This is a genomic window from Plantactinospora siamensis, from assembly GCF_042434095.1.
In the GTDB taxonomy this organism is placed as follows: Bacteria; Actinomycetota; Actinomycetes; order Mycobacteriales; family Micromonosporaceae; genus KBS50.
In genome coordinates, this window is sequence record NZ_JBHLUE010000019.1 from 240,767 (window position 1) to 256,930 (window position 16,164).

The 16,164-nt window shown below is 75.6% G+C and carries 15 protein-coding genes; 5 read left to right on the forward strand and 10 right to left on the reverse strand.

From position 1 onward, the window contains the following. Positions 1-113: 113 nt before the first annotated feature. From ACFFHU_RS23515 to ACFFHU_RS23530, 4 genes are all read right to left on the reverse strand, one after another. On the reverse strand, positions 114-2,360 hold the full coding sequence (locus tag ACFFHU_RS23515) for a mannosyltransferase YkcB-related protein (protein ID WP_446687014.1): 2,247 nt from the start codon (positions 2,358-2,360) through the stop codon (positions 114-116). A 45-nt stretch (positions 2,361-2,405) separates the two neighbouring features. Next, positions 2,406-3,932, reverse strand: a complete 1,527-nt coding sequence (locus ACFFHU_RS23520) for a sensor histidine kinase (protein ID WP_377342309.1) — start codon at positions 3,930-3,932, stop codon at positions 2,406-2,408. Further along, positions 3,910-4,656, reverse strand: coding sequence for a response regulator transcription factor (locus ACFFHU_RS23525; RefSeq protein WP_377342311.1), 747 nt, complete (start codon positions 4,654-4,656; stop codon positions 3,910-3,912). The genes ACFFHU_RS23520 and ACFFHU_RS23525 overlap by 23 nt, the downstream gene beginning before the upstream one ends. Before the next feature lie 86 nt (positions 4,657-4,742). Then, a complete protein-coding gene (locus tag ACFFHU_RS23530) occupies positions 4,743-5,396 on the reverse strand; it encodes a TetR/AcrR family transcriptional regulator (RefSeq protein WP_377342312.1) in 654 nt (217 codons plus the stop codon). A 105-nt stretch (positions 5,397-5,501) separates the two neighbouring features. On the opposite strand from ACFFHU_RS23530, the gene ACFFHU_RS23535 reads away from it, so the two are divergent. From ACFFHU_RS23535 to ACFFHU_RS23550, 4 genes are all read left to right on the forward strand, one after another. Continuing rightward, positions 5,502-7,010: a flavin-containing monooxygenase gene (locus tag ACFFHU_RS23535; protein ID WP_377342313.1), complete on the forward strand. Its 1,509-nt coding sequence runs from the start codon at positions 5,502-5,504 to the stop codon at positions 7,008-7,010. Beyond that, on the forward strand, positions 7,007-7,897 hold the full coding sequence (locus tag ACFFHU_RS23540; RefSeq protein ID WP_377342315.1) for an SDR family oxidoreductase: 891 nt from the start codon (positions 7,007-7,009) through the stop codon (positions 7,895-7,897). The genes ACFFHU_RS23535 and ACFFHU_RS23540 overlap by 4 nt, the downstream gene beginning before the upstream one ends. A 1-nt stretch (position 7,898) precedes the next feature. Beyond that, positions 7,899-8,708: an alpha/beta fold hydrolase gene (locus ACFFHU_RS23545; protein ID WP_377342317.1), complete on the forward strand. Its 810-nt coding sequence runs from the start codon at positions 7,899-7,901 to the stop codon at positions 8,706-8,708. A 78-nt stretch (positions 8,709-8,786) separates the two neighbouring features. Beyond that, positions 8,787-9,227: an OsmC family protein gene (locus ACFFHU_RS23550; protein ID WP_377342319.1), complete on the forward strand. Its 441-nt coding sequence runs from the start codon at positions 8,787-8,789 to the stop codon at positions 9,225-9,227. Positions 9,228-9,260: 33 nt separating this feature from the next. Here ACFFHU_RS23550 and ACFFHU_RS23555 read toward each other — a convergent pair whose 3' ends face one another. Continuing rightward, positions 9,261-10,214 (reverse strand): endonuclease/exonuclease/phosphatase family protein, encoded by a 954-nt coding sequence (locus ACFFHU_RS23555; RefSeq protein WP_377342321.1) that lies wholly within the window; start codon positions 10,212-10,214, stop codon positions 9,261-9,263. A 430-nt stretch (positions 10,215-10,644) separates the two neighbouring features. Between ACFFHU_RS23555 and ACFFHU_RS23560 the strand changes: the two genes are divergently transcribed. Further along, on the forward strand, positions 10,645-11,490 hold the full coding sequence (locus ACFFHU_RS23560; RefSeq protein ID WP_377342322.1) for a hypothetical protein: 846 nt from the start codon (positions 10,645-10,647) through the stop codon (positions 11,488-11,490). Between the two features lie 23 nt (positions 11,491-11,513). Here the strand turns inward: ACFFHU_RS23560 and ACFFHU_RS23565 are convergent, their stop codons facing one another. From ACFFHU_RS23565 to ACFFHU_RS23585, 5 genes are all read right to left on the reverse strand, one after another. Next, on the reverse strand, positions 11,514-12,017 hold the full coding sequence (locus ACFFHU_RS23565) for an ATPase (protein ID WP_377342324.1): 504 nt from the start codon (positions 12,015-12,017) through the stop codon (positions 11,514-11,516). Positions 12,018-12,205: 188 nt separating this feature from the next. Further along, positions 12,206-12,652, reverse strand: coding sequence for a response regulator (locus ACFFHU_RS23570; RefSeq protein WP_377342325.1), 447 nt, complete (start codon positions 12,650-12,652; stop codon positions 12,206-12,208). Between the two features lie 57 nt (positions 12,653-12,709). Further along, positions 12,710-13,051 carry an STAS domain-containing protein gene (locus tag ACFFHU_RS23575; RefSeq protein ID WP_377342327.1) on the reverse strand — a complete coding sequence of 114 codons (342 nt, stop codon included), beginning with the start codon at positions 13,049-13,051 and terminating at the stop codon, positions 12,710-12,712. Positions 13,052-13,218: 167 nt separating this feature from the next. After that, positions 13,219-14,259 carry a cobalamin B12-binding domain-containing protein gene (locus tag ACFFHU_RS23580; protein WP_377342329.1) on the reverse strand — a complete coding sequence of 347 codons (1,041 nt, stop codon included), beginning with the start codon at positions 14,257-14,259 and terminating at the stop codon, positions 13,219-13,221. Further along, the gene (locus tag ACFFHU_RS23585; RefSeq protein WP_377342331.1) at positions 14,256-15,998 is read right to left on the reverse strand and encodes a PP2C family protein-serine/threonine phosphatase; all 1,743 of its coding nucleotides are present in this window, start codon (positions 15,996-15,998) and stop codon (positions 14,256-14,258) included. The genes ACFFHU_RS23580 and ACFFHU_RS23585 overlap by 4 nt, the downstream gene beginning before the upstream one ends. Positions 15,999-16,164 lie beyond the last annotated feature (166 nt).

The following is a 16,164-nucleotide window of genomic DNA, read 5'->3' on the forward strand; positions in this document are numbered from 1 at the left end:
CGGGCAGCAGGGGCGGCGGGGTGTACGGCAGCGACCCCAAGGGGGCGCGTAGGGGTCGCTGGCGTACCTCCCACCGGCCGCCGCCCGCCGGCGCGCCCGCCCCTCCGGTCGGGTCAGCTAGGGGCGGTCAGGTCGTAGACCGCCTCACCGTCGACCGTGCTGGCCAAGTAGGTCTCCGCCACCCACGCCGCGATCTCCTGGGCGGCCCGGCTGCCGCCGTTGGCACGGAAGCCCGAGCCGCCGAGGAAGTAGTGGATCTTGCCAGCCCGGACGTCTGCCTGGAACTGCGCCAACGTGGGCGACGGGTCGCTGCCGTTGAAGCCGCCCACCGGCATCACCGGCAGCCCGGTCGCCAGCTGATACCCGGCCGCGTTGTTCGAGCCGATCGTGGCGGCCGCCCAGGTGTACCGGCCGGCATCCCCGGTCAGCAGGGCCCGAAGCTCGGCGCCGGGGACGCGGGCGTCCAGCAGCCCGCCCATGCCGCCCCGACTGCCGGCTGGTCCGCCCGCACCGGACTGACCCGCACCGGACTGACCCGCGCCGGGCGCCCCCGGGGCGCCGCCCGCCTGTTGGCCGCTTCCGGGCACCTGCCCGCCGAGGTCCTGGCCACCGCCGGGAACCTGACCACCGCCGGGCAACCGGCCGCCGCCCGGGACCTGGCCACCACCCGGCACCTGGCCACCACCCGAGACCTGGCCACCACCGGGCACCTGGCCGCCGCCCGGGACCTGGCCACCACCCGGCGCCTGGCCACCACCGGGCACCTGGCCACCACCCGGCACCTGGCCACCACCCGAGACCTGGCCACCGCCGGGGAACCGGCCGCCACCAGGGACCCGCCCGCGGCCGTCGCCCTCGCCCCGAAAGCCGCCGCGGAATCCCGCGCCCCGGAAGCCGCCGCCCGGACCGAATTCGCCGCGTACGGCCGGGCCGGCCGACGGGATCGAACCGGTGTGCGCCACGGCCGCCGTGTCGAGGGCGTACCCGATCGGGCCGGCGAACGCGGCGGCCGCGCCCACGGCCAGCACCGCGGCCGAGAGCCACCGGGGCAGCCGGGCCACCACGACCAGCGCGGCCGCCGCGACCAGCCCGGCCACCAGCACCGCCGGGCGCAGCCACGGCTGCCAGTCCGCGCTGCGCAGCAGCAGCACGTACGACCAGAGCGACGTGCCGGCCAGCGTGCCGGCCAGAACGGCCACGGCCGGTAGCCACCGGCGACGGCGCCAGAGCAGCATCACCCCGGCGCCGACCAGCGCGCCGATGGCCGGGGCCAGCGCCACCGCGTAGTACGCGTGGAAGATCCCCTGCATGAAGCTGAAGGTGATCGCCGTGACCAGCAGCCAGCCGCCCCAGAGCACCAGCCCGGCCCGCCCCCGGTCGGTCCGCCCGGCCCGGCCGGCCAGCACCAGCCCGGCCAGCAGCAGCACCAGCGCGGCCGGCAGCAGCCAGCTCACCTGGCCGCCCAGCTCGGCGCCGAACAGCCGCAGCCAGCCGGTCTGCCCGGAGGCCGGGCCGAACCGCCCGCCACCGCCCACGCTGCCCTCCTCGGCGCCGGTGATCCGGCCCAGGCCGTTGTAGCCGAAGGTCAGCTCGAGAATGCTGTTGTGCTGCGAGCCGCCGATGTACGGCCGGGCGGCGACCGGCATCAGCTCGACGATCGCCACCCACCAGCCGCCGGCCACCATCATGGCCAGTCCGGCCAGCAGCAGGTGCCGGATCCGCCGCGCCGCGCCGGTCGGCGCCGCCAGCAGGTACGTGGCGGCGAACGCCGGCACCACGAGGAAGGCCTGCAGCATCTTGGTGAGGTACCCGAACCCGACGAGCGCGCCGGCCAGGGCGAGCCAGCGGGCGCTCGCGGTCTCCACGGCACGGACGGTGGCGTACGCCCCGGCCACCAGCAGCAGCACGAGCAGCGCGTCCGGGTTGTTGAACCGGAACATCAGGGTGGCCACCGGGGTGACCGCCAGCACCGCGCCGGCGAGCAGGCCGGCGGCCGGGCCGTACCAGCGGCGCACGGCCGCGAAGAGCAAGCCGACCGCGGCCACCCCGGCCAGCGCCTGCGGCACGAGGATGGCCCACGGGTTCAGCCCGAAGACGCGTACCGACAGGCCCATTACCCAGAGCGAGGCCGGGGTCTTGTCCACGGTGATCGAGTTGCCCGCGTCGGAGGAGCCGAAGAACAGCGCCTTCCAGCTCGCGGAGCCGGCCTGCGCGGCGGCCGAGTAGAACGAGTTGGCCCAGCCCGAGGCGCCGAGCCCGCACAGGTAGAGCAGTGCGGCGCCGAGCAGCAGGGCGGCCAGGGCCGGACGCACCCACCGGGGTTCCAACGCCGGACCGGGCGCCGAAGTGCAGTCATCCATGCCGGGAAGCCTTCCGGACCGCGCTGGCCCGGGACCGTGTGACGGCTATGCGTCGGCTGTCAGCAGCGGCAGCCGGATGGTGAAGGCGGTGTGCCCGGGCCGGCTGTCCATGGCCACGCCGCCGTCGTGCGCCTCGACCACGGCGGCCACGATGGCCAGCCCGAGTCCGGTGCTGCCGGCCGCCCGCGAGCGGGAGCTGTCGCCGCGGGCGAACCGCTCGAACACCTCCGGTTGCAGCTGCGCCGGGATGCCGGGCCCGTCGTCGGTGACCGTCAGCTCCGCCGCATCGTCCACGACGGCCAGCGAGGTGGTCACCGTGGTGCCCGGCGGGGTGTGCGTACGGGCGTTGGCCAGCAGGTTCGCCACCGCCTGGTGCAGCCGCTCGTCGTCCCCGGTCACCCGGACCGCCTCGGGCGGCAGGTCGAGCCGCCACTTGTGGTCCGGTCCGGCCGCGTGCGCGTCCCCCACCACGTCCACCACCAGCGCCGACAGGTCCACCGGCACGCTGGCCAGCGGGCGGCCGGAGTCGAGCCGGGCCAGCAGCAACAGGTCGTCCACCAGCCGGGTCATCCGGGTGCTCTCCGACTCGACCCGGGCCAGCGCGTGGGCCACGTCCGGCGGCACCTCCTGGCGGGACCGCCGGGTCAGCTCGGCGTACCCGCGGATGGCCGCCAGCGGCGTGCGCAGCTCGTGGCTCGCGTCGGCCACGAACTGGCGTACCCGGGTCTCGCTGGCGTGCCGGGCCGCGAGCGCGGCGCCGACGTGCCCGAGCATCCGGTTGAGCGCGGCGCCGACCTGGCCCACCTCGGTCCGCGGGTCGGTGTCGGCGGCCGGCACCCGCTCGGAGAGCGCCACCTCGCCGCGGTGCAGCGGCAGCTCGGCCACCCGGCCGGCGGTGGCGGCCACCCGGCGCAGCGGCCGCAGGGACCGGCGGACGATGAGCGTCCCGGCCGTGCCGGCCGCGATCAGGCCGGCGCCGGCCACCCCGGCCTCGGCGGCCACCATCCACCAGAGCGTCTCCTCGACCTGCCCGAGCGGCAGCCCGGTGATCACCCGGCCGTTCGGCGTGGCCCTGCTCATCAGCCGGTAGTCACCGAGCCCGGTCAGGGTCCGGGTGTACGGTCGGCCGTCGGCCGGGAGCGTCACCAGCGGCGCCAGCTCGGTGGCCGTGAGCGCCCGGGCGCCGCCCTCCTCCTGGTACAGCCGAGCGGACACCGCACCCGCGTCGCCGGCCCCGATGACCGTGCCGACCGGGGCGCCGGGGAACGGCGGTGGGCCACCGGTCGACGCCCCGTCCTGGTCGGTGTCGGGCAGCAGCGGCCCCCGGTGGTCCCGCCACGGTTCGCCGCGCCGCACGGCCGCGGTGAGCTGCTGGTCGAGCTGGTGCACGAGGACGTTGCGCAGCGCCACCGTGGTGACCGTGCCGATCGCCACGCACACCACGGCCAGCAGGCTGAGCACCGCGACCAGCAGCCGGGTGTTCAGGGTGCGGCCGGCCCACCAGGACCGTCCGGCGGCGAGCCAGCGGACCGGACGGCGGACGGCGGGTTCAGTCCGCGGGCTTGAGGACATAGCCCGCCCCGCGCAGCGTGTGGATCATCGGCGACCGTCCGGCGTCGATCTTCTTGCGCAGGTACGAAATGTAGAGCTCGACCACGTTCGCCTGGCCGCCGAAGTCGTAGTTCCAGACCCGGTCCAGGATCTGCGCCTTGCTCAGCACTCGGCGGGGATTGCGCATCAGGTACCGCAGCAGCTCGAACTCGGTGGCGGTCAGCGCGATCAGCTGGCCGGCCCGGCGTACCTCGTGGCTGTCCTCGTCGAGGGTCAGGTCGCCGACGCTCAGCACGGCCTCCTCGCGGGCGTTCACCGCCGAACCGGCGCGGCGCATCAGCCCGCGCAGCCGGGCGACCACCTCCTCCAGGCTGAACGGCTTCGTGACGTAGTCGTCGCCGCCCGCGGTGAGGCCGGCGATCCGCTCCTCCACGGCGTCGCGGGCGGTGAGGAACAGCACCGGCACCGCCGGGTCGTGCGCGCGCAGCCGCTTGAGCACCTCGAGCCCGTCGAAGTCCGGCAGCATCACGTCCAGCACCACCGCGTCCGGCTGGAACTGCCGGGCCGCCCGCAGGGCCGCGTTGCCGGTGCCGGCGCTGCGCACGTCCCAGCCCTCGTACCGCAGGGCCATCGACAGCAGATCGGTCAGGGTCGCCTCGTCGTCGACCACCAGCACCCGGACGGGCTCCCCGTCCGGGCGGCGGAGCTCGACATGCCCGGTCGCGGCTCGTCCGTTCATGACCATGTCCTCCAGGTTGCCGGGGCAGGCTGTGCCAGACCCCGGTCCAACCTGTGTATCAGCTGTGCGGGCCGCGCGGGCGGCCCGGGCCGCTATCCGCGGTAGCTCAGCACCGCCGCGACCAGCCGGACGACCGTGCCGTGCAGGGCCGCGAAGACCGAGCCGGCGCCGGGCCCCGGCGCGCCACCGGCGTACGGGTCGACGGCCTCCAGCAGCAGCTCGTTGATCCCGCCCACCAGGGCCAGGGCCATGTCCGGGGGCAGCTCCGCCAGCTCCGGGTCGGCCCGCCGGGCGGTGGCCACCAATTCCACCAGCGCGTCGGCGAAGCGGCGCTGGGTCCGCTGCCGCAGCCGGTACGCGCGCGGCCCGGCCGCCTGCATCTCCACCAGCACGGCGCGGCTGACCGCCGGCATCTCGTCGAGCGCGGTGAGGTACGCGGACACCACCGCGACGACCCGGTCCCGCCACGGCTGCCCCGGGCCCCCGGTGCCGCGCAGCACCTCCAGCAGCCGGTCGCAGCTGTCGGCGTAGAGCGCGAGCAGGCAGTCCTCCTTGTCGGCGAAGTGCTCGTAGAAGGTGCGCTTGGAGACCCGGGCCCGGGCCACCACGTCGGCGATGGTGCAGGCCGCGTACCCCTTCTCGGCCACCGCCTCGGCGAGCCCGGCGATCAGGTCCGCACGTACCCGGTCGGGGGGCCGGGTGGCACGGACCGGGCCGGACGGGCGCGCCAACCGGTCGTTCGCCATCTTCCGCCCGCCTCTACCCGGTGGTAACTTTCCGGTATCCGTGGTACCAGACGGTACCGTCTGCTCCGGATTTCCGGATCCGCCCCGCGGAGAGGAGTCGCCCCCATGGCCGGTGGGCAGCGGCAGCATGTCCGGGTCGCCGTGCTGGGCGCCGGCTTCGGCGGGATCGGCGCCGCGATCCGGCTCCGCCAGCACGGGTACGACGACTTCGTCGTGTTCGACCGTGCCGACGACGTGGGCGGGACCTGGCGGGACAACACCTACCCGGGCTGCGCCTGCGACGTCCCGTCGCATATGTACTCGCTCTCCTTCGCTCCGAACCCGGACTGGACCCGCAGCTTCTCCGGGCAACCGGAGATCTGGGCGTACCTGCGCGGCTGCGTGCACCGGTTCGGCCTGACGAAGCACCTGCGGTTGGGGCACGAGGTTACCGGTGCCGCCTGGGACACCGACGGCGCTCGCTGGCTGATCGACACCTCCGGCGGCCCGTGGAGCGCCGGCACCCTGGTGGTGGCGGCCGGCCCGCTCTCCGAACCGGCCGTGCCCGACCTGCCCGGGCTGGCCGGCTTCGCCGGCGAGGTGTTCCACTCTGCCCGGTGGCGGCACGACCTCGACCTCGCCGGCCGGCGGGTGGCGGTGATCGGCACCGGCGCCTCGGCCATCCAGTTCATCCCGCGGATCGCCCCCCGGGTGGCCGCCCTGCAGGTCTACCAGCGCACCCCGCCGTGGGTGCTGCCACGCGCCGACCGGCGGATCCGGGAGTGGGAGCGGCGGCTGTTCCGCGCGGTGCCGGGCGCCCGTCGCGCGGCAAGGGCCGGCGTCTACTGGGGCCGGGAGGTGGCCGCCACGGCGTTCCTGCGCCCGGCCGTCATGCGGGCCGGCCAGGCGGTGGCCGGCCGGCACCTGCGCGGCGCCGTGGCCGACCCCAACCTGCGGGCCCGGCTGACCCCGGGCTACACCATGGGTTGCAAGCGGGTTCTGCTGTCCAACGACTACTACCCGGCGCTGACCCGGGACAACGTTGAGCTGGTGACCGACCGGATCAGCGAGGTCCGGCCGGCCGGGATCGGCACCGCCGACGGCACGTTCCGACCGGCCGACACCATCATCCTGGGCACCGGCTTCACCGCCACCGAGCCGCCGCTGGCGCGGCTGATCCGCGGCGCGGACGGGCGGACGCTGCGCGAGGCCTGGGGCGGCAGCATGCGCGCCTACCAGGGGGTGACCGTGACCGGCTTCCCGAACCTGGCGCTGCTGCTCGGCCCCAACACCGGACTGGGCCACAACTCGGTCGTCTTCATGATCGAGTGCCAGCTCAACCACCTGCTCGGCCTGCTCCGGCTCACCGAACGGGCCGGCGCGCCGGTGGAGCCGACGCCCGCGGCCCAGGACGCGTTCGTGGCCGGGGTGGACCGGCGGATGCGCAAGACCGTCTGGACCCGGGGCGGCTGCCGCAGCTGGTACCTCGACGCCACCGGCCGCAACTCCACCCTGTGGCCGGGCTACACCTGGTCGTACTGGCTGCGCACCCGCCGGTTCGACCCGGCCGCCTATCGGACCATCGCGCCGGCGGGACCGGGTGTCCCGCCGGCGCCCTCGGAGGGAGTCGCATGACGTCAGTGCTGTCCGGTCGGGTCATCCTGGTCACCGGCGCCGCCCGCGGCATCGGCGAGCACACGGCCCGGCTCGCCGCCCGGCGCGGCGCCCGGCTCGCCCTGGTCGGCCTCGAGCCCCGCCGGCTCGCCGGGCTGGCCGACGCGCTCGGACCGCAGCACGCCTGGTTCCCGGCCGACGTGACCGACCAGGCCGCGCTCACCGCGGCGGTACGCGGCACGCTGGACCGGTTCGGTCGGATCGATGCCGTGCTGGCCAACGCCGGCGTGGCCAATCGGGGCACCGTGGCCACCGGCGACATCGAGGCGCTCGCCCGCACCGTCGAGATCAACCTCATCGGGGTCATGCGCACCGCGGCCGCCACGGCCGAGGCGCTGATCGCCAGCCGCGGCTACCTGCTGCTCGTCTCCAGCGCCGCCGCGTTCGCCGCGATGCCGGGCATGGCGGCCTACTGCGCATCCAAGGCCGGGGTGGAGCAGTTCGGCAACGCGCTCCGGCTGGAACTGGCCCACCACCGGGTCTCGGTCGGCACCGCGCACATGTCCTGGGTGGACACCGACCTGGTGCGGGACGCCAAGGAGGACCTGCCCGCGTTCCGGGCCACCCTGGCCAGGCTGCCCTGGCCGTTCGGCGCCACCACCTCCGTCGAGGCCTGCGCCGAGGCATTCGTCCGGGCCATCGAGCGCCGCCAGCGCCGGGTGTACGTTCCGGCCGGGTTGGCCGCCGCCCAGGCCGTCCGGTCCCTCCTGGTCAGCCCGGTGAGCGACCGGATCATCGGCCGGTCGGCGCGGACCGCCGTACCGGCCATGGAGGCCGAGGTACGGGCGCTGGGCCGGGCCTTCGGCCGGCACACCGCGGTGGCCGGGGCGGAGCCGGAGACCGACTGAGATGGCGCTCGACATCGTCTTCGACCGTCGGGGCGCCGGCGAGCCGCTGGTGCTGCTGCACGGCATCGGGCACCACTGGCGGGCCTGGCTGCCGGTGCTCGACCGGCTGGCCGCCGTACACGACGTGATCGCCCTCGACCTGCCCGGCTTCGGCGAGTCGCCGGTGCCGGCCGCGGGTCTGCCGCCGGACATGCGGGCCGTGGTGGCGGCCGTGGCCGACGTCTTCGCCGAGCTGGGCCTGTCTCGCCCGCACGTGGCGGGCAACAGCCTGGGCGGAGCCATCGCGCTGGAGCTGGCGGCGGCCGGGGCGGTGGCGTCGGCCACGGCGATCTCGCCGGCCGGCTTCTGCACCCCCGCCGAGCTGCGCTGGGCTATCGGCGTGCTCAGCGCGCACCGGCTCGCGGCCCGGCTGCCCGAACCGGTGCTGCGCCGGGTGCTGGCCGGGGTGGCCGGCCGGAGCGCGTCGTTCGGCATGATCTTCGCCCGGCCGGCCCTGGTGCCGGTGGAAGCGGCCCTGGCCGACGCCCGGGCGCTGCGCGGGGCCCGCGCGTTCCGCGCCGTGGCGCGGGCCGGCCGCGGGTACGCCTTCGCGGGCGCGCCCGCCGTCCCGGTGACCGTGGCCTGGGGCACCCGGGACCGGATCCTGCCCTACCGGCAGGCCGCGCTGGCCCGGCAGCGGCTGCCGGGCGCCCGGCACGTCGACCTGACCGGCTGCGGCCATGTGCCGATGTACGACGATCCGGAGCTGGTGGCGTCGGTCATCCTCGGCACCACCGGCGCGGCCGGGTTTCACGGCCGGCCCGCCGGGTAGCCGGCGGCGTGGCCGGGTTCGACGGGCATCGGTCGAGCCGAGCGGAGTCCCCGGCCCGGCTACCTGGGGGGGTCGCAGATGGCGGAGTCAGGTTTCTGGGTGCCCGAGGTCGCCGCGGCCACCGCGGCGGGTGGGCACGTCCGCACGGACGACGGCGAGCTGTCCTCGGCGCTCGCGTCGCCGCTGGCGCCGCACTGTCATGGCCTGACGCCGGAACAGCTGCTGGCCGCGGCCTTCGCGTCCTGCCTGCACCACGCGGCCGTGGAGGCCGCCTCGGGCGTCACCGACGAGGCGCACACCGTCCAGGTCCGGGCGGAGGCGCGGCTGGGCCGGGACCCCGACGGTCGGTACCGGGCCGAGGTCCGGGCCAGCATCGGCTCCGCCGGGCTGAGCCGCGAGCAGCTGGCCGACCTGGTCGAAAACGCGGACCGGCTGTGGCCGTTCTCCAGCACCGACGGCAGCCGGCATGTCCTCACGGTCACCGCGGCCGACCACCGCGCCCGGCAGACCACCAGGTAGCCCGCGCGCTCCCGCCCCGGGCGGCGGAGGCGGTCAGCGGCGGAAGCCGGCCGTGACCGCCCGGTGGTCGCTGGCCGGGGTGCGTACCGTGCCGGCGGCGGCGGCCGTGAGCCCGCGGTAGAGCACCTGGTCTGGCCGGGTCAGCGGCAGCCGGGCCGGCCAGGTGAAGCCGGGACCCGTCCCGGCCTGCGCCTGCGCGTCGGCGAGCTGGCTGGTCAGCGGCCCGATGATCCGGTCGGTCGGCGCCGTGTTGAGGTCGCCCAGCACGATCAGCTGGGGGGCCGGGTCCCGACGCACCCGGTCGGCCAACATCCGCACGCCCCGGTCTCGCAGCCCGGTGGCGCCGGCCCGGGCCGAACCGAGGTGGACCACGTACACGGCCACGTCCCCGCCCGGCACGGACACCACGGCCCGCAGGGCCCGAGTCCAGCCGAGGCCGGTGTCCACGCCCACCTCCTCGCGGATCGGGAACCGGCTCCAGAGCCCGACGGTGGAGACGCCGGCCCGGTACGGGTAGCCGGCGCGCAGGGCGTCCGCCACGGCCGCCCGGTCGTCGTCGCCGATCTCCTCCAGCGCCACCAGGTCGGGGCCGCCGCGCAGCAGCGCCGTGACGGTGGACAACGGCTCCGGATTGCCGGCCATCAGGTTCTGGCTGGCCACCCGGAACTGCACCGGACCGCCGCCGCCGACCGGCAGCCAGGGCAGACCGACCAAAACGGTCCACACCGCCGCCGGGAGGCCGACCGCCGCCAGCGCCGCCCGCGAGCGGCGCAGCAGGGCGGCGAGCAGCAGCGGCGGCAGGACCAGCACGGCGTACGGCACGGCCGTGTCGATGAGGCTGCCCATCCCGCGCACGTTGGGGATCAGCCGGTGGCCGGCGATGCCGGCCGCGAGCAGGACGGCCACCGACGTCAGCACCGTCCCCCGCCGGCGGCCGCGCTCCCGTACCACCGGTTTTCCGTCGGTCGCGTCGGTCCAAGCGGTCACCGGTTGGGATCGTATCCCCGGGCCGGGCCGGGCGGTGGCCGTTCGCCGGGATGCGGCCCCCGGCGCCCCTCGCCGCGGTGGCTCGGGCTTCACGGAGGCGGCTCGGGGCTCACGGAGGCGGCTCGGGGCTTACGGAGGCGGCTCGGGGCTTCGGCCGGTCCGTTCGGCCCCGGGCCGGCCCGGCCGGCCGGTCCCCCACCGGGTCGACCGTTCGGCGGATGCGCTCGGTGGGCCGCACCGCGGCCGACGGCCGGCGTCGTCCGTCCTATTACTGCATTCTTCAGACGGCGTTTCCGACATTACTGATGAGTGTGCTTAGCGGGGCTCCGTTGGCTCCTGTGGCTGTTGGCGAGGACTCGTGGGCAAAAGTGTGGGCCAGGCCACGCCACGGGCCCGGGTAATCGACGAATCACCTGTCTAGCCTCGGCGGGTGCATGGCAAGGACAAGATCGACACGGATTTGACCATCAACCCGTCGACTACCCGTTCGGAGGATGCCCTCTCGACCGTTGGTCGACCCGGGCCGGCCCCCGCCGTCGTCCCCGGCCAGCGACGCCTCGGTCGGGCGCTCCGGTCCACCCCGCTGCGACTGGGCCTCGCGGCCGCGCTGACCTGCGGTCTGGGCGGCGTGGCGGTGACCGAGACCCGTTCCGCCGGCCGCCCGCCGGCGGTGGACCCCGTACGGGCGGCGCTGGCCGACCGCGCGGTGGCGGCCGCGGAGCAGCCCGCGTCCCGGTCCACCCAGCGGGCCCCGGTGCCGTCGCCGTCGGCCAGCCCGACGGCCAAGCCCAAGCCGAAGCCCAGGCCGAAGCCGAAGGCCAGGCCCGCCCGGCCGGCCCGACCCCGGCCGGTGGCCGGGCTCACCCAGGCTCAGATGGACAACGCGGCCGTCGTGGTACGGGTGGGTCGCCGGATGGGCATCCCGCGGCGCGGTCTGATCGTCGCCATCGCGACCACCATGCAGGAGAGCGACCTGTACAACCTGGCCAGCGACGTCGTACCCGAGTCGCTGGACTACCCGCACCAGGGCTCCGGCGCCGACCACGACTCGGTCGGGCTGTTCCAGCAGCGCCCGAGCAGCGGCTGGGGCAGCGTCGCCGACCTCATGCAGCCGGCGTACGCGGCCCAGCAGTTCTTCCTGGCTCTGGCGGAGATCCCCGACTGGCAGGACATGAGCGTCACGCTGGCGGCGCAGACCGTGCAGGTGTCGGCCTTCCCGGACGCGTACGCCCAGCACGAGGACCGGGCGACCACCGTGGTGGACGCGCTGCTCTGACGGAGCGCAGCCGCCGGCGAGCCTCAGCCGGCCTCGGCGGCCGGCGCGGCCACTGCCGGCCCGAGTCGCGGCGCCGGCTCCCGCGCCTGCGTCCGTCGCTCCGGCGGCAGCTCGATGACCACGCCGCGCAGCAGGTCGTCGACCCGGGCCTCCCGGCACCGGCGCAGGTACAGCGCCGCCTCGAAGTCCCGGCGAGCCTGCAGGGCGTCGTCGTACGCCCGGTCGCGGACCTGCCGGGCCTCCTCCTCGGCCACGAGCAGGGCCTGGCGGGCCCGGGTGAGCAGCTCGCCAACCTCGCGCTCGGCCGGGGTGCCGCCGGCGGCCGTGGCCGGCCAGGTGGCGGCCAGCAGGCTGCGGAGCTGGTAGAGCTCGGCCTGCACCGAGCTGAGTTCGGCCCGGACCGGGGCGGCGGCCACCCGTTCCGCCGCGTGCGCCAATCGGTCACCAAGATCACGTAGGGACGACTCGATCCGGTTGCGGTGCCCCTCGGGATCGACGGCGGAAAATTCCATGTGCGGTGCCCCCATGCAGCGGAGTCCTTCGCCTGAGGTCAATCCTGACCGCACGAGCGCATCCGGTCAGCCAGATTCCCGAAATTTGCTCGGGATCCTCGGACCGGCGGTCGGCGGGACACCGCGAAACGGCTGGGGCGGTCGGACACCGCAAAGCGGCTGGGGCCGTCGGACACCGCGAAACGGCTGGGGCGGGCCGGTCGTCAGGCCTGCCGGGGCAGCACGACCACGCGGCCGAAGAACTCGTCGATCCGTCGCACCACGTCGGTGAAGTCGTCGAGGCCGATGGGCTTCGTCACGTACGCGTTGGCCTGGAGCGTGTAGCTGCTCAGGATGTCGGTGTCGGTGCTGGAGGTGGTCAGCACGACGATCGGGATGGTCCGCAGGTCCTCGTCCCGCTTGACCTCCCCGAGCACCTGCCGACCGTCCATCCGGGGCATGTTGAGGTCCAGCAGGATCATGTCGGGCCGTTCGGCGCTCGGGTGCCGGCCCTCGCGGCGGAGGAACTCCATCGCCTCCTGGCCGTCGCTCACCACCGCGATCTGCTTGTTGATCGAGGAGTCCTCCAGCGCCTCCTCGATCATCAGCACATCGCCCGGATCGTCGTCGACGATGAGGATGCGGATCGGGTCGGACACTGCTGCCGCCATGGGCACCGCCTCTGTCAAGGATCGACCGACGGCCGACCGCTGGGGCAATCTAGCCGACTACCGCTCGGTCAGCCCGGCGGGGTCGGCCGCCGGCTCGTACCGGAGCACCTGCTCCAGGCCGCTGACGGTGAGCACCCGCGAGACCCGGCCGTTGGCCCCGGTGAGCCGCAGCCAGCCGCCGCGGGCGGCGGCCATGTTCTCCCCGCGAACGAAGGCGGCCAGCCCGGTGGAGTCGCAGAATTCCAGACCGCGCAGGTCCACCAGCAGGCGCGTCTCGCCCGCCTCGATCCGTTCGTCGATCAGGGCGTTGAGCTCGGGCGCCGTCGCCATGTCGAGCTCACCGGTCACCTGGATCCGGCTGATCTCCCCGGACCGGGCGTGCGTGACGGAGAACGTCATCCCCTGCCCTTCCGTTCGGAGTGAACCGTTTGCTGTCCGGCAAGCATACGCGCCGCGCCGCCGCCGGGGCAGGGGGTGCCCGGCCGGCGACGGTGGCCCGGGCCGGCCGCGCGGCCGCCGGCCCAGTGGCCGCCAGCGCCGGTGGCCGCCAGCGCCGGTACGGTCGCTCAGCCGGTGACGGCCGGCGCGGGAACGCGGAGGTCCCGGTCCGCCCCGAGGAACCGGCGCGCCCGCGGGAAGTCCCGCAGCTCACCGGCGAAGTGCGCGAGCGTGGCCTGCACGGGCGCGGCCGGTACGCCCCGGCTGCCCAGCACCTCGAGCAGCCAGTCCAGGAACTCCTCGAACAGCGTCGGGTCGTCGACATAGACGGCCGCGGCGAGGAAGTCGACGATGTACCCGAGGTCCTCGATCGTGCGGTCCAGCTGGTCCGGCGTGTAGTCGCGGACCGCGGGAGAGGCCTGGCGCAGCGCCCCCAGCGCGCTGTCGATGAGCTCGCCGCGCCGCCGGACCAGGCCCGCGTACTCGTCGTCGGCCAGCTGCGGCGGCGGGCCGGACGGCGGCCGGTCCAGCAGCTCCTCGTTGCCGACCAGCTCGGCGGCCGTCACGGCGTCCGGCGCCCAGGTCACCCCGAGGCGCTCGGCCCACCGGCCGTCGGCGCCGAACCCGCGGCCGCCGACCAGGATGGGCACGTCGGCCCGCCGGCACGCCTCGATCATGGCGTGCGCCTGCGGCAGCCGCATCGGCACCGCGCAGCCCAGGGCGACCGCCTGGGCGTCGTTGCGGTGCAGGTAGGACACCAGGTGGGCGGCCGGGACGCTGGCGCCGAGGAACGTGACGTTCCACCCGCGCAGCCGCAGCACCTCGGCGACCAGCCGCGCCGGCAGCGCGTGCCACTCGCCGTCCATGCACGCCACCACCACCCGGCCGCGGTTCGGGCGGGGACTGGCGTACGACGAGACCGCCGCGACCACCCGCTCGCTGATGTGGGTGGCCGCGTGCTCCTGGGCCACGCTCCACTCGTTGGCCTGCCACCATCGGCCGACCTGCGCCTGCGCCGGCGCGATCAGCTCCAGCAGCACGGATTCGGCCGGCACCCCGGCGGCCAGCAGCCCCAGCGCCACATCGGTGGCGGCGTACTCGTCGGCGTCGGCGAGGCACTGGATCAGCTCCGGGTACGCGGCCGCCAGGGCGCCGGTGGGATCGGTCACGGTGCGGTGTTCTCCTCGGGTTCGGGATCGGGCACGACGTGCAGGTGCCGGCTGCCGCCGCCCGGCGGGACCGCGCGCAGCGTCAGCACGGCGATGTCGTCGTGCTCGCCGCCCGCCAGCCAGTCGCAGGTGAGCTGCTCGACGCGTTCCGCCAGCGCGGGCGCCGGCATCCCGGCACAGCCGTGCAGGGCCCGGGCCAACCGCTCCGGGCCGTACTCCTCGTCGCCGTGCCGTCCGCCCCGGGCCTCGGTCACCCCGTCGCTGTAGAGCACGCAGCTCTCCCCCGGGGCGAGGTGCACGGTGGTGGCGCCGATGTGCGGGTCGGGCACCACGCCGATCAGCATCCCGCCCAGCGACACGGCCTGCACCGTCCCGTCGGCGCGCAGCAGCAGCGGCGGCAGGTGCCCACCGCCGGCGAGGGTGAGCCGGAGCCCGCCGTCGCGGTCGGGCTGGGCCAGGCCCAGCACGATGGTGGCGAAGCGGCCCTGGTTGGCGGCCCGGACGGTCTCCAGGACCGAGTCGTTGAGCAGCCGCAGCAGCCGCTGCGGGTCCGTCTCGACCCGGCGCAGCGCCTGCAGCCCCTGCCGCAGCGCCCCGGTGAAGACGGCCGCCTCGACGCCCTTGCCCGACACGTCGCCCAGGAAGAACAGCGAGCTGCCGTCCGGCAGCGAATGGGTGCCGTAGAAGTCGCCGCCGATCCGCAGGGTGGCCTGGGAGGGCCGGTAGGCGGTGCCCCACTGCACGCCCGAGCTGGGCGCCGGCGTTGCGGGCAGCAGGCTGCTCTGCAACGTCTCGGCGATCTCCGCCTGCTCCCGGTAGAGCAGGGCGGCGTTGGCCGCCGCGCCGGCCCGAGCGGCGAACCCGCGCAACACGTCGAGATCGGCCGCCTCGAAGGGCCGGTCGACCGAGCGGGCCACCATCAGGGCCCCGGTGGGCGGGCCGCTGCCGGGCAGCGGCACGGCCCGGGCACACAGCCGGGTAAGCCCGCCGTCGGGCAGCCAGCCCGCGTCGGACAGCTGCTCGACCAGCCAGTCGGCCTCGTGCGGCTCGGCGCCGTCCAGCGCCGCCGCCACCCCGGGCGGCAGGTCGGCCACGTCGATCTCGCCACCCGTGACGACCGGCCGGCCGCCGGCGCCGACCGCGCGCCACCACTGGTGCCGGCCGGCCCGGGCGGCCAGCACCACGACCGCGGTGTCCCCGAGCACCGGTACGGCCAGCCGCACCACGGCCCGGGCCGCCCGATCGATGTGCAGCGGGTTGCCGAGCTGCTGGCTGGCCGCGGCGAGGAAACCGGAGCGTGAGCGCTCGGCGAGCAGGGCATCGGCCCGGTCCACCGCATCGGTGACGTCCTCGACGTACCAGGCGACGTGCTCGCCGTCCAGCGCCACCCGGCGGATCCGCAGCCGGCGGCCCCGGTGGGCGAACTCGGCGATCCCGGCCGCGTCGAGCTCGGCGATGCCGCTGGTCGCGAGGATCTCGCCGGCGCGGACCCCGGGCAGCAGGCGGGCCGCCACGGCGCTCACGTACCGCACGACCCGGTCACCGTCACAGAGGACAAGGCCCTCGCGGAAGTGGTCCGTGGCGCTGGCGAGGCCGGCCACCGGCAGCCGTTCCGCGCCGGACCGCGCCGACGACCCGGCGGTCTCCACCGGCCGGCGCGGCACCTGGGTCGGTGCGGTTTCCGGCGGATAGAGCCTCCTGTCGCCCGCGTCCCAGTCTCTGACGTCGGCGGAGTTCACCGGCTGAGCCCGCTCCTTCGTTCGGCTTCCCACGCGGTTCCGCGCTTCTTCGGTCCGTCCCGCCCAGGGTACGCCGTGGGCCCCGACGCGCCACCCGACGAAGCCTTCCGGGCCGCCGGTCCGGCCCGTTGGCCGGTTGTTAAAGTCTGCGCAACACACGGTCAGC